Here is a 22847-nt window from a genome sequence, read left to right on the forward strand (position 1 = left end):
GGAGGCGTACGAGGCACCGCCGCCGCCGTGGACGTGCAGGTCGACGAAGCCGGGGACGACGGTGTACCCGGTCAGGTCGAGGTCGCCGGGCTCGGTGTCGCCGCCGAGCCCGGCGATGCGCTCGCCCTCGACGGCGAGGCGGTCGCCCTCGACGACGCCGCCGGGCAGGACCAGCCGGGCACCGGCCAGGGTGGTGCGGTTCATGACGGTCATGGATGGGTCCTGGATGCCGTTCGCCGGGAGGGGCGGAGTCTCGGGCGGGGGAACGCCGACCGCCCGGCCCACGGGAACCGGTCCGGTGGGCCGGGCGGCGCGGATCACGGCTGGACGGCCAGCGCGAACACGTGGATCGCCGCGGCGCGGGGCAGCGTGACGGAACGGATCGTCTTGCCGGGCGTCAGCGGGACGGTGTTGGTGAAGACGCCGTACCCGGTGCCGAAGTTGCCCGGCCCGGTGGGCGTGTTGCGGTGGTCCGTGGTGAACGCGGTCTTCGCGCCGTAGGCGTCGGTCGGGGTGCAGCACCAGTTGGGGAAGCCCAACTGGCCGCTGCTGGTGGTGCCGTCGGTGTAGGCGACGGTGACCGCGCCGGAGGCGAAGCCCGCTTCGGCGCCGAGGAAGCCCAGCGCGCTGCCCTGGCCGCTGAAGGTGATCTCCTGGCCCGCGGCCGACACGTTGTCGTTGGTGCCGGCGGCCGCGGACGGCCAGGTGAAGCTGAGGCCGTTGGCGTTGATCGTGGCGCCCGCGGTGGCGCCGGCCAGGGCCAGGGCCTGCGCCGAGTAGCTGTTCCCGGCGCCGTCGAAGTCGCCGGGAGCGGTGTCGCTCTCGGAGGTGGCGCCGACGTTGTCGAACGCCGCCTCCAGCGACGGGTAGGGCACGGTCCGCACGATCGTCTGCTCACCGCTGACGGTGTCGACCCCGGCCGGCCGGGCCCGGTAGCTCGCGGTGGCGGTGATCGCCGTGGCCGTGGTGCCGGGAGCGCCCTGGGGGCCGTGCACCGTCACCGTGGCCGACGCGGTCGTGCCCGGCGCGATGCGCGGGAGCGTGACGGTCGCCGGGGTGACGGTCCAGTCGGCGGGGGCGCTGATCCGCACGCTGGTGTCGTTCAGCGCGACGGCGCCGTTGTCGGCCAGGGTGATCCGGTACGTCCCGGGCTCCTGGGCCGTGCTGACGTCCTGCCAGGTGACGGCGGTGGCGGGGGCCAGGCCGCGGGTCGCACCGGGGTGGACCCGGTAGAGCACCGTGGCGTGCGGCGGCACGTTCGCGGAGATCACGCCGGCCGTCCCGACGGCCTTCTTGGTCACCAGGTCGTCGAGCCGGTAGCCGTCGGCGGCGGGCAGGCCCGCCCGGGCGGCGGTCGTGGTGATGGTCTGCGCGGTGTCGGAGGAGTTGAAGAGCGCGACCGCCCGGTCCCCTCCGGCCAGCGGCCTGCTCAGCACGTCGTAGCCGGTTCCGTGCTGGACGACCCGCCCCTGGACGCCCAGCCGGTCCTGGTCGACGGCGATGACGTCGCGATTGCCGAGCAGCTCCAGCGCGGCCGGGGAGAGGCGGGTGAGGTCGGTGCTGGAGATCAGCGGCGCGGCCATCACGGCCCACAGCGAGATCTGGCTCTGCATCTCGTCCTGGCTGAGCCCGGAGTCACCGGCGAGCAGGAAGTCGGGGTCGTTCCACCGGCCGGGGCGCTGCAGGTCGGCCAGTCCGACGTTGTAGCCGTAGTTGTACATGATCGACGCCCACTTCTCGGCGCCACCGGCCTGGCCGAGTGCGATGTCCGCGCCCTCCCGCCACAGGTTGCCGAGCGGCGCGGACCAGCGGATCACCGACTCCCAGTTCGTCGCGCCCTGGAAGTAGGCGGGCGCGGAGACCGAGAAGACCATCCTGCGGTGGGTGTCGAGCAGCGCCCGGCTCATCGCGGTGTAGGTGTCGCGGTAGCTCTGCTCCTCGGTCTCACCGGGCTTGACCGGGACGTTGCAGCCGTCGAGCTTGACGTAGTCGACGGCCCAGGACGCGAACAGGTCCGCGTCCTGCTGCCAGTGGTCGAGGGAGCCCGGGTAGCCGCCGCAGGTGGCGGTCCCGGCGTCCTCGTAGATGCCGAACTTCAGGCCGAGGTCGTGGACTTGGCGTCCGATGTAGGCCATGCCGTGCGGGAACAGCCGCGGGTCGGCGACCAGGTTGCCCTGGGCGTCGCGCTGCTTGGACATCCAGCAGTCGTCGATGGTGACGGTGTCGTACCCCTTCTTCGCCAGCCCGGTGGAGACGAGGGCCCGGGCGTTGTCGAGGATGGTCTTCTCGTCGATACCGCACTGGTAGTACGACCAGTCGTTCCAGCCCATGGGCGGTGTGGGGGCGTAGTTCGGGTACTCGGCGACGGTGCCGGACGGGGAGGGCTCGGCGGCGACCGCGGGCTGAGCCAGGAGCGTAGCGGTGGACACGGCGGCGAGCGCCGTACAGCAGGCGACGGTGGTACGGAGCCACCGGCGGAGGGCAGTTGACACGCTTCGACCTCACGGGATCTCGGGGTCAGGGCATGGATGGCTGCTGTTGGTCCCAGCCGGACCATTTGTACGGGGCTCTGCTCACTCCTGACAAGATGACGGGCAGAATAAGCAATAACACGCACTCAATGGCAAAGTCCGAGCACGAGTGCACGTGGCCCCGGCCCGGCCGAGCCGCCACCGGACGCAGGAGCGCGACCGGCCGACCGGTCGGGTCGGGGCCCGCCGGGGTCCTGGGATACTGGATCATGTCGCGGCCGACGGCTCCCCGGTCACCGACGCGAACGCCCCGGCGCCCCGCCCGGCCCTCGGCGGTGGCACCGGTACGTCCGGACCGCGGCAGGTCGGCCTGCCGGAGGAAGCGGGAGCGGTCAGGCACCCGTTCGATCGAAAGGGCCTTCGTGGCTGATCAGAGTTTGCTCGCCCCGCAGCGCCAGGCGCTGATCCTGGAGGCCATCCGCAAGGCCGGCGCGGTGCGCGTCGCCGAGCTGGTCGAGCAGTTCGGCGTGTCGGACATGACGATCCGCCGCGACCTGGACGCGCTGGTACGCCAGGGAGACGTGCGGAAGGTCCACGGCGGGGCCATCGCGGTGGGGACCGCCAGCACGGACGAACCCGGCTTCGACGTGAAGTCCGGGCTGGAGGAGAGCACCAAGGCCGCGCTGGCCGACGCCGCCGCGCAGCGGGTGGAACCGGGCAGCGTGGTGGCGCTGTCCGCCGGCACCACCACCTACGCGGTCGCCTCCCGGCTGCTGGAGGTGCCGGGGCTGACGGTCGTCACCAACTCCCTGCGGATCGCGGACCTGCTGTGGGCGGCGGAGAGCGACGGAGCGGAGACCGTTCCGTCGCTGCTGCTGACCGGTGGGGCGCCGACACGCTCCGCGGCCCTGGTGGGGGCCCTCGCGGACCAGACGATCCGCACCCTCCACGTGGACCTGCTCATCCTCGGCGTGCACGGCGTCAGCGAGCAGGCCGGGCTCACCACCCCCAACCTCGCCGAGGCGCAGACCAATCGGGCCCTGATCGCCTCGGCCCGCCGCACCGTCGTGGTCGCCGACCACACCAAGTGGGGCGTCGTCGGCCTGAGCAGCTTCGCGGCCCTGACGGAGGTCGACTGCTTCATCACCGACGACGCCCTCCCCGCGGCGGCCCGCAACGCGCTCGCCGAGGCGGTCGGCGAACTCGTCGTGGTACCGGCCGCCGGCTGACCGGGGGCTCCGGGCCCCGCCCGGTCAGGCCAGTCGACGCGCCCCCGCCGAGGGGACGGCGGTGAAGGCGACGGGTGCGGCGAAGCCCGCGGAGCCGAAGGCCGACCGCACCGCGTCCGCGACCGCTGCCACGTCCGCCGCGGCCACCAGCGCGATGACGGAGCCGCCGAAGCCGCCGCCGGTCATCCGGGCGCCCAGCGCCCCGGCGGCCACGGCGGCCTCGACCGCGAGGTCCGTCTCGGGGCAGGAGACCCGGAAGTCGTCGCGCAGCGAGGCGTGTCCGGCCGTCAGGACCGGCCCCAGCGCGGCGGTCCGCCCGCCGTCCAGGTGCTCGATCACCTCGGCCACCCGCCGGTTCTCGGTGACCACGTGCCGCACCAACGGGGCGAGTTCCCCGGGCAGGCGCTCCAGGGCCGCGGTGAGGCCGGCGGCCGGCAGGTCGCGCAGCGCGGCCAGGCCGAGCAGGTCGGCGGCCCGCTCGCAGCCGGCCCGCAGGGCGGCGTAGGCGCCGTCGCCGAGGTCGTGCTTGACCCGGGTGTCGATCACCAGCAGCCGGAAGCCGGCCGCCTCCAGGTCGAGCGGGACGTGGCGCCGCTCCAGCGTCCGGGTGTCGAGGAGCAGCGCGGCACCGTCCGTGCAGCAGGCGGAGGCCATCTGGTCCATCACCCCGCAGGGCACGCCGACGAAGGCGTTCTCGGCCCGCTGGGCGACCAGGGCGAGGTCCGGCGCGGACAGGCCGAGCCCGTACAGGTCGTTCAGGGCGGCGGCCGTGGCGCACTCCAGGGCGGCGGAGGAGGAGAGCCCGGCACCGGCCGGCACGTCGCTGTCGACGGAGAGGTCGGCGCCGCCGATCGCGTGTCCGGCCTCGGCGAGGGCCCAGAACACGCCGGCCGGGTAGGCGGCCCAGCTGGTGACGACCCCGGGGGCCAGGCCGTCGAGCGCGAGGTCGGTGACGGTGCCGTCGCCCCGGGTGCTGTGGAACCGCACCCGGCCGTCCGTGCGGCGGCGGGCGGTGACCCTGGTGGTGTGCGGGAGGGCGATGGGCAGGACGAAGCCGTCGTTGTAGTCGGTGTGCTCACCGATCAGGTTCACCCGGCCTGGCGCGGCCCACACGCCGCTCGGCCGGGCGCCGTGGACGGCCTCGAAGTCGGTGGCGGCCCGGTCGATCATCTGCTCGGCTCCCGTACGTCGTGCGCGTGCGTCGTGGCGGCTCCCGTCGGTGCCTCCTTCGGCGAACGGGAGCCGATTTCGACATAATCAAACATCATCGGCCGCCGCAGTCAACACCTGCGGGTTTCGCATCGCGGCGCGGACCGGAATCGGTGCCCGATGCCCTGTCGGCAGGTCTACACCTGTTGACAAGCGATCGAATATGTTTGATTCTGTTGGAGATCGGCGCAGACTGGCCGAACTCCCCCGCAGAAGGAGCACGGCGGTGCACAAGACCGCGACCAAGTTGGCCGACGGCCGCGAACTCGTCTACTACGACCAGGAGTTCGGCGCGGCCCGGAACGCCGTGGACGAACGCCCGCTGGAACCCTCCGCGAGCCTCTCCGAGACCCGGCTCGACCCGGTGCTCGGCGAGTGGGTGACCGTCGCCGCCCACCGCCAGCAGCGGACCTACCACCCCCCGGCCGGCGAGTGCCCGCTCTGCCCCTCCCGGAACGGACGGCTGAGCGAGGTCCCGGCGGCCGACTACCAGGTCGCGGTCTTCGAGAACCGCTTCCCCTCGCTCGCCCCGGACTCCGCCGCCCACGTCACCGCCCACGAGGACGACCCCCTGCGCACCCTCCGCCCGGGCACCGGCCGCTGCGAGGTGGTCTGTTTCTCCCCCGACCACGACGCCTCCTTCGCCGACCTGGACGAGGCCGGGGCCCGCCTGGTGCTGGACGCCTGGACCGACCGCACGGCCGAACTCTCCGCCCGGCCCGAGGTCCGGCAGGTGTACTGCTTCGAGAACCGCGGCGAGGAGATCGGCGTCACCCTGGCCCACCCGCACGGGCAGATCTACGCCTTCCCCTTCGTCCCCTCCCGCACCGCCCGGATGATCGGCCGCGCCGAGGCGTACCGGGCGAGCACCGGGCGGAACCTCTTCGAGGACCTCGTCGCCGCCGAACGGGCCGCCCCCGAGCGGCTGGTGCTCCGGGGCGGGCACTGGACGGCCTTCGTGCCCTTCGCCGCCCGCTGGCCGTACGAGGTCCACCTCTACCCCAACCGCCGGGTGCGCGACCTCACCGCGCTGAACGAGGCCGAGCGCGCCGAGTTCCCCGGCCTCTACCTCGACCTGCTGCGCCGCTTCGACCGGCTGTTCCCCGCTCCCGCCGGCTCCGCGCCGAACCGGACCCCGTACATCTCCGCCTGGCACCAGGCGCCGAAGGACGGCGGCGACGAACTCGCCCTGCACCTGGAGCTGTTCACCGTCCGGCGCGCTCCCGGCAGGCTCAAGTACCTGGCGGGCGTGGAATCCGGACTCGACGCCTTCGTCACCGATGTGAGTCCGGAGGCCGCCGCCGAGCGGCTGCGCGAGGCCGCGGCCGACTGACCCGGCCCACAGGAGGGCCCCGGCACGGCCGTCGATCGAGCCGTGCCGGGGTCGGGGTCAGGAGGTCGACCACCGCCGCGGCGGCGATCCGGTGTCCGGCTCCCGCGTCACCGCGGCGCCTGCGGAACGAGGGCGAGGGTCTGCTCGGCCGCCGTGCGGCCGCCGCCGACCGTGGAGCCGGTGGTGTCGTTCCAGGAGCGGGTGGGCACGGTCTCGGCGAGTCGGCCCGAGGTGCCGGACATGCCGATCACCAGGCCGCTGTAACGGTTCACCAGCTGGAACCGGCCCTTCCCGGCCTTGCTGGGGAGCACGAACCACTGCTGCCCGACGGTGGCGTTCCCGCCGACGGCGCCGGTGGCGGTCAGCGCCGCGCCCCAGGCCCGGCCCGCCGTCGAGGTGGCGTCGACGCCCAGCAGCCGACCGGTGGCGGCGTTGACGATCCGGTAGGAGCCGTCGCCCTCGGCCAGGAACCGCCAGGACTCGCGGGCGGAGCCGGCCGCCCCGGCCGTGGAGGTGACGGCGGAGCCGCCGGCGCTCTGGGCGAGGACCCGGCCGTTGCCGCTCTGGATCCGGTAGGTCCTGGCCAGGTCGACCGGCGGGGCGGCCGGGGCGGAGGAGCCGACGGTGAGCTCGACGTACTGGCCGTCCGAGCCGGCGCAGGCGAAGGAGCAGTACGACCGGAAGGTCCTGCCGACGATCGTGGTGCCGGTCAGGCTGGCGCTGTCCAGGAACCAGCGGTACCAGGAGGCGGTGTGGTAACCGCCGGTGTCGCCGAGCAGCGTCCACTTCTGGGTGGCCAGGTCCTTGGTGGCGTAGATCTGCTGCGGGGCGTTTCCGCTCTGGTCGACGGCCTGCGGAGTGCCGATGTAGAGGCCCAGGTAGGCGTCGTAGGCGATGTTCATGACGAAAAGCGGCGTGCTCGGGGCGAGCGTGCCGGCCGCGATCTGCCGGCTCACGGTGCCGGGGTTGGCCGGGTCGTACTCCTTGGCCGGCGGGAGGTACCCGGTGGGGTTGGCGCCGTCGGCGGGCACCATGTCGCTCTCCAGGCCGCCGGCCCCGGGCTGCGACCACGCGCCGTCGTACCACTTCTGCCAGCTGCCCGGCGCCATCTTGGCGGACATCGGGGCCCGCGCGACGTGCTGCTGGAACGCGCCCCAGCTGCCGCCCTTGTCGACGATCCGGGAGCCGTAGAAGACGTAGAAGTATCCGGAGGCGGTGTCCACGAACAGTCGCTGGTCACCGTCGCCGTAGGAGAAGGTCTGCTGCGGGAAGGCCGCGGTGTCACCTCGCGTGGTGCTGCGGGGCGAGGTGATCACGTGGTCCCTGATCGTCCAGGTCCGGCCCTGGTCGGTGGAGACGGCGTAGTCGATCGCGTCGTAGTGCAAGCCGTCACCGAAGGGCTGGGGGGTGAACTCGTTGTGCACCAGCCCGTACCAGTCCCCGCTGTCCGGGTCGACCCAGACCCCGGCCAGGTCGCAGTAGTTCCGCTGGGCATAGTGCGAACCCTGCGGCGCGTAGCTGGACTCCCGTCCGGTGGGGCTGTTGTTGCAGCGCGCCGTGGTGTCGTCGTTGCGGTCCGACGGGTCGGCGGGGTTGACGGCGTCGCTGATCGCGGCGGACCTGGTGGCGCTGTCGAAGTCCCGGCCGGTGAAGAAGTCCCACTGCCGGGAGTCGTTCGCGCCGTACAGCGAGTGCGACTGCTGGAAGTAGAACGTGCCGTCCTTGTCGGTGTAGGGACTGGCCTGGGTGTCGTCGGGGTAGGCGTACGAGCCGGTCCTGCCGACCGAGACCGTGTACGTGGCGGGGGCCGGCCTGCCGGCGGCGGGTGAGTCGGCGGACGGCCTGTCGGCGGACGCCGGTCCGGCGGCCAGGGTTCCGGCGCCGAGCGCCGCCAGGACGGTGGCGGCGAGGACGCGGGCCCATCGGGTGGGTAGAGGTGGCACTGGTACTCCTCTTCCGTGGCGGGGCGCACGGTTGCGCCCCTGCTGTGGGGGTGCGGAACGGGAGAGTGGTCCGGGGAGGCGGGCGGTCAGCCGTCCGCCATGCGGAAGTCGTACTGCGGGGGCACCGGTGTGCCGGGGTGGACGGCGAGCCAGAGGGTGTCCAGGGAGAGCTCGCCCTCGCGCATGGTGTCGACCTGGATGCCCTCGGCCAGCAGCCGCCGGACCCGGTCGTCGTCGCCGAGGGCGTGCGCCGCCTCCGCCTCGGCCAGCCTGATCCGCCCGTGCGCCCGGTCGGCCGGGGAGAGCGCCTCGATCAGCGCGAGTGCCTCGGCGGGGCGCTCGGCGCGCCGCAGCGACTCCAGCGTCTCGATCGTCAACTCCCGTAGTTCCGGGCGGAGTCGATGGGACGAGAGCAGGAGGTCGGCGGCCTCCCGCGGTTGCGGGGCGAGGAGGGCGAGCGCGCGCAGTGCCCAGGGCGAGGCCTGGACGGCGACGGAGCGTTCGAACGCCTCGCGGGCGGACTCCCGTTCCCCGTCGGCCAGGCGCAGCAGCCCGAGCTGGTACAGCGCGTGCCAGTCCGTGGCGTTCGCCTCCAGCAGCCGCCGCCAGTGCGCCCCGGTGACCGGCTCGGCCGGCGGGTCGCAGACCGGGAGCGTGCCGGTCCTCAGGAGCCGTCGCCAGGGCTCCTGGGCGGCCGCCGGCTCGCCGAAGGGCAGGGCGGGCGAGGCGGGCAGGGCACCGGCCTCGATCTCCAGCGCGGCCCAGCCGCCGCCCTCGGACAGCACCTCCTCGGGCGCGCCGAACTCCCCGGCCCGGGCGTCGGCCCGCTCCAGCTCCAGCGGCGGGAGCAGCCGGTCCAGCGCCTGGCCGGCGGCCTTCCGGGCGGCGTCCCAACTCCCGTGCACCGCCGTGGGATCGGCCTGCAGCAGCCCGTACGCCTCGGTCCACGACCAGGTGGCGCCGGCGGGCATCGCCAGGTGCTCCAGCTGGGTGCGGGCCAGGCCCGCCTGGATCTCCAGGTAGGCGGAGTCCGGGCCGGAGAGCCACTCCTGCCAGTGCCTGCCGCCGGTGCCGGTGCCCCAGCAGAACAGCTTGCGTCCGCGCAGCCGGGCGGTGGAGGTCTGGACGAGCCCGGCGCCGGTGCCGTCCAGCGCGGCGATCCAGGGGCGTTCGCCGCCGGGGAGGTCGAGGAAGTAGTCCGCGGCGCGCGCCGCCCGGCCGGGGTAGCTGCGGTCGGCGCCGTCGGCCTCCGGGAAGGCCACCCGGCGCAGGTCGCTGACGTAGTCGCAGTGGAAGGCGTGGTCGGCCGGGCCGAGGACGCGCACGTCCCGGTCCTGGGGCACGGCGATGTTGGACCACCAGTAGACCGGCGTCTCGGTCGGCGCGGGGTTGTGCACGGCGACATGGACGTAGAGCACCGGGGAGCCGGCGGGCAGCCAGCTGTCCATCCGCAGCACCAGGCGCCGCAGCCGCTCGAAGGCGTACATCCGCAGCACGGGGGTGCCGTCGGGCGCGCGCACCCGGACGGCGTGCAGCGGCTCGCAGGTCAGCGGCCAGTGCCCGGTGGCGCCGAGGTTCCACTCCACCCCGCCGGCCAGCCAGGCGTCGCGCAGGGCGAGGTTGGCGGGCTGCAGGATCCGGTTGCGGTGCAGCAGCTCCCGCCCGGTGGGGCGGTGGACCAGGGACCACAGCCGCCCACCGAGGGAGGGCAGGAAGGTCGCGGTGATGGTCTCGTTCTCCAGTACCACGCACGGGAGTTCGCGTTCGGTACGGACGCGGTCGTACCCGCCCTGCCGGGTGTACGGCAGCAGCGTGTCGGGCACCCCGTAGGCCAGGTTGCGGCGCATCTCGTCGTCGACCCCGGCGCCGGCGCCGGTCTGCCGGGGCAGGCCGTGCAGGATCGGCAGGGTGCCGCCGACCGGATCGGGGGTCCCGTCGATGCGGAGCGGGTCGGTGCGCAGGGTCGAGGTCACTTGCCGATCCCAACTGTCATGCCCTGGATGATCCGCGAGCCCATCCAGGAGAAGAGCGCGATCATCGGGGCGAGGATGATGCAGACCCCGGCGAACATCGTGCCGAAGTCCAGGCCGTTGAACTGCTGTGCCGCGACGAACGAGGAGAGCGCCACCGGGAGGGTGGTCGTTCCCTGGCTGTTCGTCAGGACGAGGGCGAACAGGGTCTCGTTCCAGGCGGTGATGAACTGCAGGAGGAAGGCGGTGACCAGTCCGCCCCGGGCGACCGGGAGCACCACCTGGACGAAGGTGCGCAGCGGGCCGGCGCCGTCCAGGACGGCGGCCTCCTCCAGCACGCCGGGGACGCCGCGGAAGAAGCCGGTCAGCAGGAAGACGGTGAACGGCATCGCCAGGCCGACGTAGACCAGCCCGAGGCCGAGGTCGCTGTCGGTCAGGTCCACCCGGGACAGGCCGATGAACAGCGGCACCACCAGGACCTGGCCGGGCACGCCGAGGCCCATGGCGAAGCTCATCGTCAGTGCCGAGGAGGTCCGCGAGCGGCGCCGGGCGAGGGCGTAGGCGCAGGGGGCGGCGAGGGCGACGGCGACCACGGAGGAGAGGCCGGCGGTGAGCACGCTGTTGAGGGCCGCCCGCGCGAAGCCGCCCTCGTCGAGCGCGGTGGTGTAGTTGCCGGTGTCCGGGCTGGTCGGCAGGCCGAAGCCGTGCCGCAGGATGTCGGGGCCGCTGCGCAGCGAGGTCAGCAGGATCCACAGGAGCAGCAGCAGGTCGGCGGCGACGACGATCCAGACGGCGGCCGTGCCGATCCTGCTCGCGGGTCCGGTGGGCCGGTTACTGCGTCGCACGGGAGGGACCTTTCCGGTTGGGTGCGGGGGGCCGGGACGCGACGGGTCAGTACTCGACCGGTTCGCGGCGCAGCAGGCGGCGCAGCACGACGGTGATCAGGGTGACCATGGCCAGGCTGACGATCGCGGCGGCGGTGGCCGTGCCCAGCCGGGGGACGGTGCCCTGCGGGAAGGCCTCGGCGTACACGTACACGGCGGTGTTCCAACTGCTCACCGGCGGATAGGCGTTGGTGCTGCCGCCGTAGAGCAGGATCAGCTCGAAGATCTTCACCGAGCTGACGGTCCACAGCACCGCGCAGACAGCGATGACGTCCCAGGCGCACGGCAGGGTGATGTGCCGGAAGCGCTGGAAGGGGCCGGCACCGTCGAGTTCGGCCGCCTCATAGAGGTAGTCGGGGATCTGGTCGACCGCCGCCATGATGATGGAGGTGTAGTAGCCGGTCGCCGTCCAGACCAGGGTGCCCAGGACCATCGGGAGCAGGTTGTCCGTCGACAGCCACTTGGGCGGTGTGGTCACCCCGAAGACCTTCAGCGCCTGGTTGACCGGGCCGGTGGGCGAGAACAGGAACCCGGCGGCGATGCCGAAGACCATGCCGTTGATCAGCGAGGGGAAGAACAGCACCGACCGGGCGAAGAGCCTGGCCCGCATCTCGCGCAGCACCAGGGTCAGCGCGAAGCTGAGCACGAAGGTGATCGTGCCTCCGACGACCATCAGTTCGAGCGTGTTGAACAGCGAGGTGCGGAACCTCGGGTCCTGGAACAGCAGGAGGTAGTTCCGCGGGCCGCGCCACTCCATCTCGCCCATGCCGTCCCACGCGTACAGGCTGGTCCACAGGGCGTAGCCGACCGGGGCGACGAACAGCACCGCGTACACGATCAGCGCGGGGGCGGTGAAGGGCCAGAACACCCGGCGGCGCTGGCGCTCCAGCGGGCCGACGCCGGAGCGGACGGCGCGCTCGGACCGGCCCGGGGCGGCGTCCGTCCGGGGCGGCTCCTCGATCGTCGTCGCCACCGTCAGCCCTGGGTCTGCCAGTAGGTGACCTGGTCGGCCTTGCACTTGGCGACGAACCGGTCGGCCGTGGTCCTGCCGTGCCAGAAGTCCAGGTAGTTCTCGTTCAGGACCTTGGGCAGCCAGCTGCCGGCCACCCCGTCGAAGGCGAGGCGCACGGTCGGGGCCTCCAGGGCCTTCTGGACGTCGGCCAGTTCGGCGGGGGCCGGGATGTCGCCGCGCGGGGTGAGGTTGCCCGCGGTGGTGGAGATCCCGGACAGGTGCTTCTTCTGCAGGAAGAAGGCGATGAACTTCTGCGCGGCGGCGGCGTTCCTGGCCCGCTTGGGGATGGCGAAGCCGAACAGGGCGGCGTCCGGGGTCTTCGCGCCGGGCGGCAGCATCGACGCCGTCCTCCAGCCGGCCGGGACCTGCTTGGCCACCTCGGCGGTGACGTAGTTGCCGTCCATGTAGAAGGCGGCCTTGCCGCCCGCCCAGTTGGTCTCCTGCGCGGGGTACTTGGTGGCGTCGTAGCCCTCGATCAGGTGGCCGCCCCTCACCAGCTGCTCCACCTGCCGCGCCGCGCCGAGGACCGCCGGGTCGTCCCAGGTCGCGCCGGTCCGGTCGGCGGCGAGCCGGGCGACGTTCACCCCCGCTCCGTCGAGCAGGTAGTCGAAGTACAGCGCGTTGCTCCAGGGGTCCTCGCCCTCGGACGCGACGCACGCCTTCCCGGCCGCCTTCAGCGCGTCGCAGACCTTGAGCAGTCCGGCCCAGTCGGTGGGCGGACTCGGCATGGCGGTGGTGATCGCCGGGTCGGCCGCGTTGTAGAACATGGCGTTGGTGACGACCTCGTACGGGATCACGTAGTGGTTGGAGCCGGACGGGTCCTTCGGCAGCATGTCGAAGTACTTGGCCGGGACGACCTGGGAGACCGGGACGTCCTCCTCGGGCACCCGCAGCTGCAGCACCGGCGAGAGGTCCAGTGCCTGGCCGGCCGCGGCGGTGGTGCCGTAGACCTTGTCGTCGGACTCGTCCCACAGGTCCGGGGCCCGGTTGGCGGCGATCGCCGGACCGATCTTCTTGGCGATGTCCCGGCCCGCCCAGGTGACGTCCACCTTGGCGCCGGTGGTGGCGGTGAAGTCGTCGATCGCGGCCTTCAGCACCTTGGCCTGCGGCTCGTCGGCGCGCCACATCGACCAGTAGGTGAAGCTGCCGGCGGCCTTCGCCCCGCTCTCCGAGCCGCTGCCGCAGGCGCTCGCTCCGAGCGCGAGGGCGACGGCGGTGGCCGCCCCGACGACGCGGGCGGCGGGCATGGTCGTTCTCCCCATGGGTGGTTCCTCTCGGAGGCGCGAGATGCCGCGCGGACGTGTCGTCAGCCGGGGCCCGAGGACGGGGAGCGGCTGGATGGCTGGGACGATACGGTCGGGTTGACCGGTAAATCAAGAGTCCTTGCAAAAACCTGCTCAGGACTACGGGACCTCGACACCGTTCACGCAAGGAACTCTCAAGTGACGAGCCAGGGCGGTGGTTTGATCAATCTTGACGCCCCCTCACCGGTGCCCTACCTTTCACCGAAGGCAAGTTGACCGGTAAAGTCGAAGGATCCAGTCATGGTGACGATGCAGGACGTGGCCGAGCGCGCCGGGGTCACGAAGCAGACCGTCTCCAACGTCATCCGGGGGCGGGGGGCCGTGAGCCCGGCGACCGCGGCCCGGGTGCGCGCCGCGATCGGGGAACTGGGGTACACCCCCAACCTGGTCGCACGCTCCCTGGCCACCGGCGCCACCAGGACAGTGGGACTGTTCGTCCCCACCGTGACGGGCTCCTTCTACCCCGACATCGTCGAGGAGGTCGAGGACGTCCTCGACGCGAACGGCTACCACCTGCTGCTCTGCACCACCCGGCTCGACGGCGAGCGCGCCAAACGGCACCTGGCGGGCCTGACCAGCCGCTCGGTGGACGCCCTGCTGATCGCCGGCGACCGGGACCTGATCGACCACCTGCCGCTGCTGGCCGAGGCCTCCTTCCCGGTCGCCCTGTGCGCCTGGGAGACCGACGCCCCCGACCGCTTCCCGGTGGTCACCATCGACTACGAACGGGCCGGCTACCTCGCCGGGCGCCACCTGCGCGAACTCGGGCACGAACGCGTCGCGGTGCTCGCCAGCCCCGACCACGGCCCACGGGTCGCGGGCTTCCGGCGCGCCTTCGCCACCGACGGACTGACCGTCCCCGACGCCGCCGTCCACACGGCCTCCGAACCCACCCCCGCGGGCGGCTTCGCCGCGGCGACGGCGGCACTCACCGCCGACCCGACGATCACCGCGCTCTTCGCCACCCACGACGTCCTCGCCCTGGGGGCACTGGAGGCCGCCCGGGCCGAGGGCCGCTCCGTGCCCCGCGACCTGTCGATCGTCGGGCACGACGACAACCCGGAGGTCGGCGTGGCCCGACCGGCGCTCACCAGCGTGGCCATCCCCAAACGGGAGATGGCCCGGGAGGCGGTCGAGCTGCTGCTGCGCGCCCTCACCCGGTCCGGCAGCCCGGCCAACTCGATCCAGCTGCTGCGGCCCGAACTCGTCGTCCGGGACAGCACCGGCCCGGCCGACGGCCGCTGAACGGACCCGGCCCGGCTCCTCGGCGCCGCGCGGGGCGGCGCGGGCTCCCCGCGCCCCGGCCCCCGGCAACGCCCCGGCTACCGCATCGCGCCCGCGCCCGCGCCCGCGCCCGACGGTGCCACGCGGTTCCGCGCAGTTCCACGCAAAGATCGTCCCTCGCGCGCGCGGCACTAGACTTCCGCCATGCTCAAAGCCGACCGCACCTCCCGGATCCTCACGCACCTCACCGAGACGGGCAGCGCCGATGTGCACGAGCTGGCCGGGCTCCTGCGGGTGTCGGCGGCCACCGTCCGACGGGACCTCCAGGAACTCCACGACCAGGGCCTGCTGCACCGCACCCGCGGCGGGGCGGTCACCGGCGCCGTCAACCTCGAACTGCCGCTGCGCCACAAGCACGGCACGCGGCAGGCGGAGAAGCGCCGCATCGCCCTGGCGGCCGAGCAGCTGGTGCCCGACGGCGCGGTGGTCGGCCTGACCGGCGGCACGACGACCAGCGAGCTGGCCCGCGTCCTGGCCGAACGCGGCGGGATCACCATCGTGACCAACGCCGTCAACATCGCGGCCGACCTGATCGTCCGGCCGGACATCCGCCTGGTGGTGGTCGGCGGCATCGCCCGGACCACCAGCTACGAACTGGTGGGGCCGGCCGCCGACCGGATGCTCGCCCAGTACCACCTCGACATCGCGTTCATCGGCGTGGACGGCCTGACCCCCCAGGAGGGCTGCACCACGCACGACGAGATGGAGGCCCAGACCGACCGGGCGTTCCTGGGCAGCAGCGCGCGGTCGGTCGTCCTGGCCGACAGCAGCAAGATCGGCCGGGTCACCTTCGCCCGGATCTGCCCGCTCTCCGACGTCCACGACCTGGTCACCGACGGCGAGGTCACGGCGGCGCAGGAGGAGGCGATCGCCGCCGACGGCGTACGGATCCTGCGCGCCTGACGCCGAGGCGCCGTCCTCACGGGCCCGGGTCCCGAAGACCCGGCCCCCACCCCCACACTGACGCCCGGCCGGGCCCACCGGCCGGGCGTTTCTGTCACCGCAACGGTTAACATGAACTCACTAAACCAGGAAGCTCTTTCGCATCTGCGCGGAATCAACTCCAATCAAGCATTTCCAATCAGCCGATCAAGCGCATACGAAGGCGGCAACCGCGGTGGACGACCGTGCGCCGGCGCTCGCCGCGGTGTGCGCCACCGGCGCCTCCCCGCTCGCCCGGGCGCGTCCGGCACGCCCGGGCCACCCGCCCCTCGAACGCCGAACGGAGACACCACCGTGCGTCCACTCCGGCCCCACCTCCGCAGGGCCGCCCTCCTGGCGGCCCTGGCCGTCCTCCCCGCCCTGGCCGGGCCCGCCCTCCCCGCCCGCGCCGCGGCCCCCGCCTCCGCCGTCCTCGACCAGGGCCACCGGAGCGTCACCTGGCAGAGCCCGCAGTACGCCAAGGGCACCCTCGGCAACCCCGCCAGCTGTCCTCCGGCCACGCAGGACCCGGGCGGCACGGTCTGCGACCACTTCGACCTGACCGTGAACGTGCCGGCCGGGTACTGGGACGACAACCCGGAGGGCGGCGTCCCGGTGTCCGTCCGCTGGCAGAACCCCACCGACGACTTCGACCTCTACGTCTACGACGCCGGTGGCAAGCAGGTGGCCACCAGCGCCGGCACCGCCGACCCGGAGGCCACGGTGATCCCCAAGGCCTCGGGCACCTACCACGTCCTGGTGGTCCCCTACGACGTCCACGGCGGCTCCTACACCGGTACGGCCTACCTGCCACAGACCGCCGACGCCGGCGACCTGACCGGCTTCGGCGGCTCCCAGGGCAGCTACGACATCGCCGCGGGCACCCTGAAGGCCCGGGTCGACTTCCTCGCCGACGACCAGCTGCGCCTGCGCGCCGCCCCGGACGGCGTCCTCACCGATCCGGCGGGCAGCACGATCGTCCGCAAGCAGCCCGAGCCGCAGCGCGACACCAGCACCTTCGACGCCGGCGCGTACTACGGCATCCGCTCCAAGGGCCTGGTCCTGCGGGTCTACAAGCACCCGCTGCGGTTCGGCCTGTACAAGGCCGACGACCGCACCGCCCTCTGGCAGGAGAGCGCCCCGCTGCGCTGGAGCACCGGCGGACTGCGGCAGAGCCTCGAACGCGGCGCGGACGAGCAGTTCTTCGGCGGCGGCGAGCAGAACGGCTCCTTCTCCCACCGCGACCGGACCGTCCACGTCGCCAACGGCACCGACTGGAACGAGGGCGGCTGGAACAACTCCCAGCCGTTCTACGTCTCCACCGCCGGCTACGGCGTCTTCCGCAACACCTTCACGCCCGGGATCTACGACTTCGGCTCGCCCGTCCGCACCGGGCAGCAGGAACGCCGCCTGGACGCCTACTACTTCACCGGTGACGTCAAGGCGGTGATCGGCTGGTACACCGACCTGGTCGGCAAGCCCTTCATGCCGCCGGTCTATGGGCTGGAGCCCGGCGACGCCGACTGCTACCTCCACAACGCCAACCGCGGCGAGCGCCACACCCCGGACGCGCTGAAGGTCGCCGACGGCTACGTGGACCACCAGATGCCGCTGGGCTGGATGCTGGTCAACGACGGCTACGGCTGCGGCTACGAGAACCTCGCGCAGACCGGCACGGGCCTGCGCAGGGACCACGCCCAGCTCGGTCTGTGGACCCAGAACGGCCTGCCCGACCAGGCCGAGGAGGTCAAGGCCGGCGTACGGGTGCGCAAGCTCGACGTGGCCTGGGTCGGCAACGGCTACGACTTCGCGCTGAACGCCTGCGACCAGGCCAAGGCCGGCATCGAGGACGGCAGCGACGCCCGCGGCTTCGTCTGGCTGCCGGTCTCCTGGGCCGGCGCGCAGCGCTGCGGCGTGCTGTGGAGCGGTGACCAGAGCCTGTCCTGGGACTACATCCGCTGGCAGATCCCGACCTACGCCGGCGCCACCATGTCCGGCATCGCCTACAACACCGGCGACGTCGGCTCGATCTACCGCCGGGACCCCGCGATGTACACCCGCGACCTGCAATGGAAGGCCTTCCTCCCGGCGATCATGACCATGGACGGCTGGGCCCGGGACATGACGGGCACGCAGCAGCGGGACCAGCAGCCCTGGCTGGACGGCGAGCCGTACACCTCGATCAACCGCAAGTACCTGCAACTCAAGGAACGGCTGCTGCCGTACATGTACACCCTCTCCGCGGAGGCCGCCCGCACCGGCGTCGGCGCGGTCCGCCCGCTCGCCCTGGAGTACCCGCACGACCCGAACGCCCTCGGCCCGAACGCCACGTACGAGTTCCTGGCCGGGCCCGACTTCCTGGTCGCGCCGGTCTACTCGGACACCGCCGTGCGCGACGGCATCTACCTGCCCGAGGGCACCTGGACCGACTACTGGACCGGCCGCACCTACCAGGGCCCGACCACGGTCAACGGCTACTCCGCCCCGCTCGACACCCTGCCGCTGTTCGTCCGCGGCGGCGCGATCGTCCCGATGTGGCCCAAGGGCACGCTGTCCTGGGAGAACCGCGACCGCTCCGAACTCGACTACGACCTCTACCCGAAGGCCTCGGGCGACTCCTCCTACACCCTGTACGAGGACGACGGCGTCACCCGGCAGTACACCGCCGGCTCCTCGGCCACCCAGCAGGTCGACGTGCACACCGGCCGCGCCGTCACCAACATCCGCATCGGCGCCAGCGACGGCGACTACGCCGGCAAGCCGGCCGAGCGCTCGTACCGCCTCACCGTGCACGGCCGCCCCGCGCCGCGCCTGGTGGCCACCGACGCGGGCCCGCTGCCCCGGCGGGACTCGGCCGCCGCGCTCGACGCGGCCGGCTCGGGCTGGTACCACGACGCCGCCACCGGGGTGACGACGGTCCGGACGCCGTCCGTCCCCACCGGCGACGGCTTCTCCCTCAACCTCGTCCACGGCGGCAACTGACCGCACCACCGCGAGGGGCTTCCGCCCCGGTACGGCGAGGGCCCCGCCTGCTCGGCGGGGCCCTCGCCGGGTTCTCCCACCTCCGCGCGGCGGGAAGCTCCGGGCCGGCCTCCGCGCACACCGGGCCTGGAGGGGCGGCAGCCCGTACGATCCCAGGACCCGCTCCTGCGGCATGCTCGACGTCGGCACCAACTACGCCGGCCGAGGCTACCGGTGGACGATCCACCCGCCCGCCGCCGTGATCATCCTGATGATCCTCTGCTTCAACGTGATCGGCGACGCCTGCGCGACGCCCTCGAAAGCACCCTGGACCGGCTTCGTCCCGTAGCGTTTTCCTTCCACCGCGGGGACCCGCGGTGTACGAAGGGGAGGGTTACATGAACTCGCTTGTCTCGACGGCCCGCTGGTTAGGATCCCTGGCGGTGGCGGGAGCGCTGCTGCTCACCGGGTCCGGCTCCGCCGGCGCCGCCACCGGCACGTCCGGCGGGCCGGTCCCGGGCGTCCCGCAAACCGTCGAACTGGACTCGTCCCCCGCCTCGGTGGCCGTCAGCCCGGACGGGCACAAGGCCTACGTCGCGGTGAAGGACACCACCAAGGGCGCCAAGGTGAAGGTGGTCGACACCCAGAGCGGCGCGATCACTGCGGTGGTGACGCTGTCCACCGGTCTCGGCGCCGGCCCGGGACCGCTGGCCGTCAGCCCTGACGGCTCGCGCGTCTACGTGCTGTTCTCCACCGCCCGCAAGGCATCGCTGTCCAGCCTGGGCGCCATCGACACGGCCACCGACACCGTCGTCTCCAGCACCGAGGCACCCGACCAGCCGCGACCCGACGGCACCTTCCCCGGCGCCCTCACCTCCCTGGCCGTCAGCCCCGACGGCGCCACCGTCTACGTCGGCCAGGACGGACCGGCCCGCTACCACCGCCCGGCCGAGCCGGGCGCCCGGGTCCTGTCCTTCTCCCCGCAGCAGCAGGCCTACACCACCGCCGTCCCGGTCCCCGGCCACTACCTCGGCTCGATCGTCACGCCCCCGGACGGCGACACCGCGTACACCGCCACCGACGAGGACCTGGTCCGCCTGGACACCAGCACCGCGACCCCGACCGTCACCGGCACCACCCCCGCCACCATCGGCTCCCGCCCGATCCTGGCCCTCTCCCCGGACGCCACCCGCCTCTACGGCGTGGGCAACAACGGCACCGGCTACGCCATAGACCTCGCCACCGACACCCTCACCACCCTCGACATCGCCCCGGGCCAGTGGCTGCAGAACCCCTCCGTGTCCGCCGACGGCACCCGGCTCTACCTGGTCCAGCAGGACCTCACCAGCTCCGACGGCAAGGCCTCGGTCCTCGCCCTGGACACCGCGACCAACACCCTCGTCCCCGCCGAGGAGATCACCGGCCTCAACTGGGTCACCGCCCTGGCCCTCGGCCCCGACGCCCACACCTTCTACCTCACCGTCAACTCCACCCTGCGCATCCTCGCCCACTGACCGCACCCACCCCGCACCCCGCCCCACCCTCGGGGCGGGGTGCCCCCGCCGAGACCCTCAACCCCAAGGGGTCCGCCGGGGGCTCCCTCCAGCGTTTCCGTCGCCCGCACGGTCGTCGTCCTCGTCCTCGTCCTCGACGGAATCCGGAAATGACCACTGCCGGGAATGAGTCAGTGGAACACGATGGCGTGGCCGCCCTCGATGCTTGCCAGGCATGCCCGATAGAGCTGGTACCAGGTGAAACGCTCCGTCGCGAACGGTCCGTCCACCGCGAGATCCCGAGCCTCCCAGGCCTCCCCCGAACCGGAGGGAACGCGCTCGTCGTCGAGGTTGATGCCGATCGACGGCGCCATGTCCGACAGTTCAGCCAGCAGGCGCTGACTGGAGCCGACGATTCCGGCGCCCTCGACTCCCGCCTCGTCAGGGAGGAAGAGCGGATCCTCGAACTCGACCGGCACGTAGTAGCCGGAGCTGTCGGAGTGGCAGAGCAGATGGGAGGTCAGCCTCGACGTCTCATCCTGGATCTTCTCGCAATCGCGGTCGAACTGGCGCCCGCTGACCTCCAGAGCCGACGTGACAGGTTCGCCGAGGCTCACGAGCACCAGGATGCGGCGCAGCTGGGTCAGGTACCCGTAGGGAAAGCCACCGGAGAAGGTACGGGCACGAGGCGGATCGGTGATCTCCGGCTCGTGCCAGCCGATCCCCTCCTCCACGAGCGCCCGGCCGAGGCGGGCGAATGCCGCCCGGTGATGGTCGAGACCCTCCGCATCGTTGCGAGCCTGGTCGTAGAGAAGTCCCACTGATATCGAAAGTCCCATGGGCCAGAGTCTAGGAACGACCCCTGACGGCGACGCCTCCGCTGCCGCGCCGACAGCCTTGGGGCCCGTGCCGCCGAGCCCGGACCGCCCGCACTCGCACCCGTACGGGCAGTCCCGTTGACCGGCGCGCGTCGTGCGGACGGGGGTACAACGGCTGCGGCCGGGGGCGTGGGAAGCCAGGATCGAGCCATGGCCATTCGCTTGGGACTCGGGCTGCCGCAGATGAAGTGGTACGACCTCGCACGTGCTCCGGCGGCGGTGGCACGGGCAGCGGAGCGGATCGGCTACGACAGTCTGTGGGTCTTCGAGCGGGTGCTGGTCCCCGAGCGGCCGCGGCAGGGCCTGTACGACGTGCCGGGGCTGGCCTGGCCGGACTCCTACCGGTCGGTCGCCCATCCGCTGGTGGTGCTCTCGCTCGCCGCCGCGGCGACGGAGCGGGCCCGGCTCGGCAGCAGCGTCCTCGTCGCGCCGCTGCACGGGCCGTTCCAGCTGGCCCGCGCCCTCGCGACGCTGGACGCGGCGAGCGGCGGCCGGGTGGTCGCGGGGCTGGGGACGGGCTGGTCGCTGGACGAGCACGCGGCGGCCGGGCACGCGCCGTTCGAGGAGCGCGGAGCCGTGCTGGACGAACTGCTGGACGTCTGCGCGGCGGTGTGGGGCCCCGACCCCGTGTCGTACCGGGGCAGGCACGCCCTGATCGACGAGGCGGAGGTCGGGCCGAAGCCCGTACGCCCCGTGCCCGTCTACCTGGCGGCGTCCGGCGGCAGGGCCCTGGACCGGGTGGCCCGCCGCGCCGACGGCTGGCTGCCGACAGGCATGACGCCCGGGCAACTGGCCGTCCTGCGGCGTGAGATCGGCGAGCGGGCCGCGTTGTACGGCCGCGATGCGGGCGCGGTGCAGGTCTGCGCGAGGGCGAACGTCCGGATCACCGAGGCCCCGGTCCGCGATGCCGAGCGGAAGCCCTTCGTCGGCACGGTCGAGCAGATCGTCCAGGACACGGCCGGCTACGCGGCCGCGGGGGCTGACGAGGTGCTGCTCGACCTCCAGACGAACGCGCGGGACGCCGACGAACTCGCCGATCTGGCGGCCCGGGTGCACGCGGACATCCGCGGCGCGGGGATCTGAGACCCCGCACCGGTCGTCCCGCCCCCGGGTTCGGCCGTCCCTCGCGGGCGAAGGCGAGCCATGCGGCGAGCATCCGGCCGGACGGCTCCTTCGGAGGCGCCCCGAGGAGCGGGTCGGTGGCTCCGAAGACCAGGCCGATCTCCGCCATGTGGCAGGTGCCCAGCCGTCCAGGACGTCGGGAGAACTCGTAGACGAAGATCTGTGCTCCCGGGGCGACAAGGGCCTCCGCCACGCGGATGGCCGGGAGAGGCCACGGGATTTGGCTCCTCGGGAACTCCCCCACGGCCTCGCGCCGGACCGCTTCAGCCGGCTCCCTCCGGCCCCGGTCCGTCGGCCCAGCCGTCGGCGTCCAGGTCGTCCAACTGCTCGCGCAGCAGGGCGAGGGTGGCACTGAGCAGCCGGGAGACGTGCATCTGGGAGACGCCGATTCGCTCCGCTATCCGGGACTGGGTGCAGCCGTCCCAGAAGCGCAGCTTGAGGACGGTCTGCTCGCGCTCCGGCAGGCGGGCCAGCAGTGGGCGGACGGCGGTGCGGAAGTCGGCGAGTTCGATGCCGGGGTCGCAGTCGCCGAGCCGGTCGAGCAGGGCGCTGCCGGTCTCGTCGGTGTCCTGGTCACGCAGTGCGTCCAGGGAGTTGGGGCGGCAGGCCCGGCCCGCCAGGAGTCCCTCGGTGGCCTGTTCGACGGTGAGGTGCAGGTCCTCGGCGATCTCCTCGGGCCGTGGCAGCCGGCCGAGTTCCTGCTCCAGGCGGTCGGAGTCGCGGGCGACGGCGAGGTAGAGCTCCTGCATGCTGCGCGGGACGCGCACCGGCCAGGAGGTGTCGCGGAAGAACCGCTTGATCTCGCCGGTGATGGTGGGGATCGCGTAGGTGAC

The 22847-nt window shown here is 72.9% G+C and carries 17 protein-coding genes and 1 pseudogene; 8 read left to right on the forward strand and 10 right to left on the reverse strand.

All coding sequences use genetic code 11. The features are described from left to right. Window positions 1-213: pseudogene (locus tag ACWDD9_RS42905) on the reverse strand (N-acetylglucosamine-6-phosphate deacetylase); the annotation flags it as partial. 104 nt (window positions 214-317) lie between these two features. Then, complete coding sequence (locus ACWDD9_RS42910; protein WP_449814670.1) at window positions 318-2492, reverse strand: NEW3 domain-containing protein; 2175 nt, start codon at window positions 2490-2492, stop codon at window positions 318-320. A 401-nt stretch (window positions 2493-2893) separates the two neighbouring features. Here ACWDD9_RS42910 and ACWDD9_RS42915 point away from each other — a divergent pair, with 401 nt between their 5' ends. Next, entirely contained in the window at window positions 2894-3700 is an 807-nt protein-coding gene (locus ACWDD9_RS42915) for a DeoR/GlpR family DNA-binding transcription regulator (RefSeq protein ID WP_049649304.1), read from the forward strand. A 24-nt stretch (window positions 3701-3724) separates the two neighbouring features. Here ACWDD9_RS42915 and galK read toward each other — a convergent pair whose 3' ends face one another. Next, window positions 3725-4870, reverse strand: coding sequence for a galactokinase (gene galK, locus ACWDD9_RS42920; RefSeq protein ID WP_449814671.1), 1146 nt, complete (start codon window positions 4868-4870; stop codon window positions 3725-3727). Between the two features lie 265 nt (window positions 4871-5135). On the opposite strand from galK, the gene galT reads away from it, so the two are divergent. Continuing rightward, window positions 5136-6242 carry a galactose-1-phosphate uridylyltransferase gene (gene galT, locus ACWDD9_RS42925; RefSeq protein WP_449814672.1) on the forward strand — a complete coding sequence of 369 codons (1107 nt, stop codon included), beginning with the start codon at window positions 5136-5138 and terminating at the stop codon, window positions 6240-6242. 107 nt (window positions 6243-6349) lie between these two features. Here the strand turns inward: galT and ACWDD9_RS42930 are convergent, their stop codons facing one another. From ACWDD9_RS42930 to ACWDD9_RS42950, 5 genes are all read right to left on the reverse strand, one after another. After that, window positions 6350-8185 carry an RICIN domain-containing protein gene (locus tag ACWDD9_RS42930; RefSeq protein ID WP_449814673.1) on the reverse strand — a complete coding sequence of 612 codons (1836 nt, stop codon included), beginning with the start codon at window positions 8183-8185 and terminating at the stop codon, window positions 6350-6352. 86 nt (window positions 8186-8271) lie between these two features. Continuing rightward, the gene (locus tag ACWDD9_RS42935) at window positions 8272-10158 is read right to left on the reverse strand and encodes a DUF5107 domain-containing protein (RefSeq protein ID WP_449814674.1); all 1887 of its coding nucleotides are present in this window, start codon (window positions 10156-10158) and stop codon (window positions 8272-8274) included. After that, window positions 10155-11000, reverse strand: a complete 846-nt coding sequence (locus tag ACWDD9_RS42940; protein ID WP_117486249.1) for a carbohydrate ABC transporter permease — start codon at window positions 10998-11000, stop codon at window positions 10155-10157. The genes ACWDD9_RS42935 and ACWDD9_RS42940 overlap by 4 nt, the downstream gene beginning before the upstream one ends. A 46-nt stretch (window positions 11001-11046) precedes the next feature. Then, a complete protein-coding gene (locus ACWDD9_RS42945) occupies window positions 11047-12012 on the reverse strand; it encodes a carbohydrate ABC transporter permease (RefSeq protein ID WP_449814675.1) in 966 nt (321 codons plus the stop codon). Window positions 12013-12014: 2 nt separating this feature from the next. Then, window positions 12015-13313, reverse strand: a complete 1299-nt coding sequence (locus tag ACWDD9_RS42950) for an ABC transporter substrate-binding protein (protein ID WP_449814676.1) — start codon at window positions 13311-13313, stop codon at window positions 12015-12017. Between the two features lie 282 nt (window positions 13314-13595). Here ACWDD9_RS42950 and ACWDD9_RS42955 point away from each other — a divergent pair, with 282 nt between their 5' ends. The 5 genes from ACWDD9_RS42955 to ACWDD9_RS42975 all read left to right on the forward strand — a co-directional run bounded on the left by ACWDD9_RS42955 (window position 13596) and on the right by ACWDD9_RS42975 (window position 20035). Continuing rightward, complete coding sequence (locus ACWDD9_RS42955; RefSeq protein ID WP_449814677.1) at window positions 13596-14600, forward strand: LacI family DNA-binding transcriptional regulator; 1005 nt, start codon at window positions 13596-13598, stop codon at window positions 14598-14600. Window positions 14601-14783: 183 nt separating this feature from the next. After that, window positions 14784-15542 carry a DeoR/GlpR family DNA-binding transcription regulator gene (locus tag ACWDD9_RS42960; protein ID WP_449814678.1) on the forward strand — a complete coding sequence of 253 codons (759 nt, stop codon included), beginning with the start codon at window positions 14784-14786 and terminating at the stop codon, window positions 15540-15542. A 333-nt stretch (window positions 15543-15875) separates the two neighbouring features. Further along, window positions 15876-18542 carry a glycoside hydrolase family 31 protein gene (locus ACWDD9_RS42965; protein WP_449814679.1) on the forward strand — a complete coding sequence of 889 codons (2667 nt, stop codon included), beginning with the start codon at window positions 15876-15878 and terminating at the stop codon, window positions 18540-18542. 172 nt (window positions 18543-18714) lie between these two features. Continuing rightward, window positions 18715-18870 carry a hypothetical protein gene (locus tag ACWDD9_RS42970; protein WP_375875106.1) on the forward strand — a complete coding sequence of 52 codons (156 nt, stop codon included), beginning with the start codon at window positions 18715-18717 and terminating at the stop codon, window positions 18868-18870. 49 nt (window positions 18871-18919) lie between these two features. Next, window positions 18920-20035, forward strand: coding sequence for a hypothetical protein (locus ACWDD9_RS42975; RefSeq protein ID WP_449814680.1), 1116 nt, complete (start codon window positions 18920-18922; stop codon window positions 20033-20035). A 170-nt stretch (window positions 20036-20205) separates the two neighbouring features. Here ACWDD9_RS42975 and ACWDD9_RS42980 read toward each other — a convergent pair whose 3' ends face one another. Further along, entirely contained in the window at window positions 20206-20853 is a 648-nt protein-coding gene (locus ACWDD9_RS42980) for a hypothetical protein (protein WP_449814681.1), read from the reverse strand. A 189-nt stretch (window positions 20854-21042) separates the two neighbouring features. Here ACWDD9_RS42980 and ACWDD9_RS42985 point away from each other — a divergent pair, with 189 nt between their 5' ends. After that, complete coding sequence (locus ACWDD9_RS42985) at window positions 21043-21975, forward strand: TIGR03619 family F420-dependent LLM class oxidoreductase (protein ID WP_449814682.1); 933 nt, start codon at window positions 21043-21045, stop codon at window positions 21973-21975. 302 nt (window positions 21976-22277) lie between these two features. Here the strand turns inward: ACWDD9_RS42985 and ACWDD9_RS42990 are convergent. Further along, the coding region (locus ACWDD9_RS42990; protein ID WP_449814683.1) for a sigma-70 family RNA polymerase sigma factor at window positions 22278-22847 on the reverse strand (570 nt) is incomplete at its 5' end.

The sequence above is a fragment of the Kitasatospora sp. NPDC001119 genome (assembly GCF_053598475.1).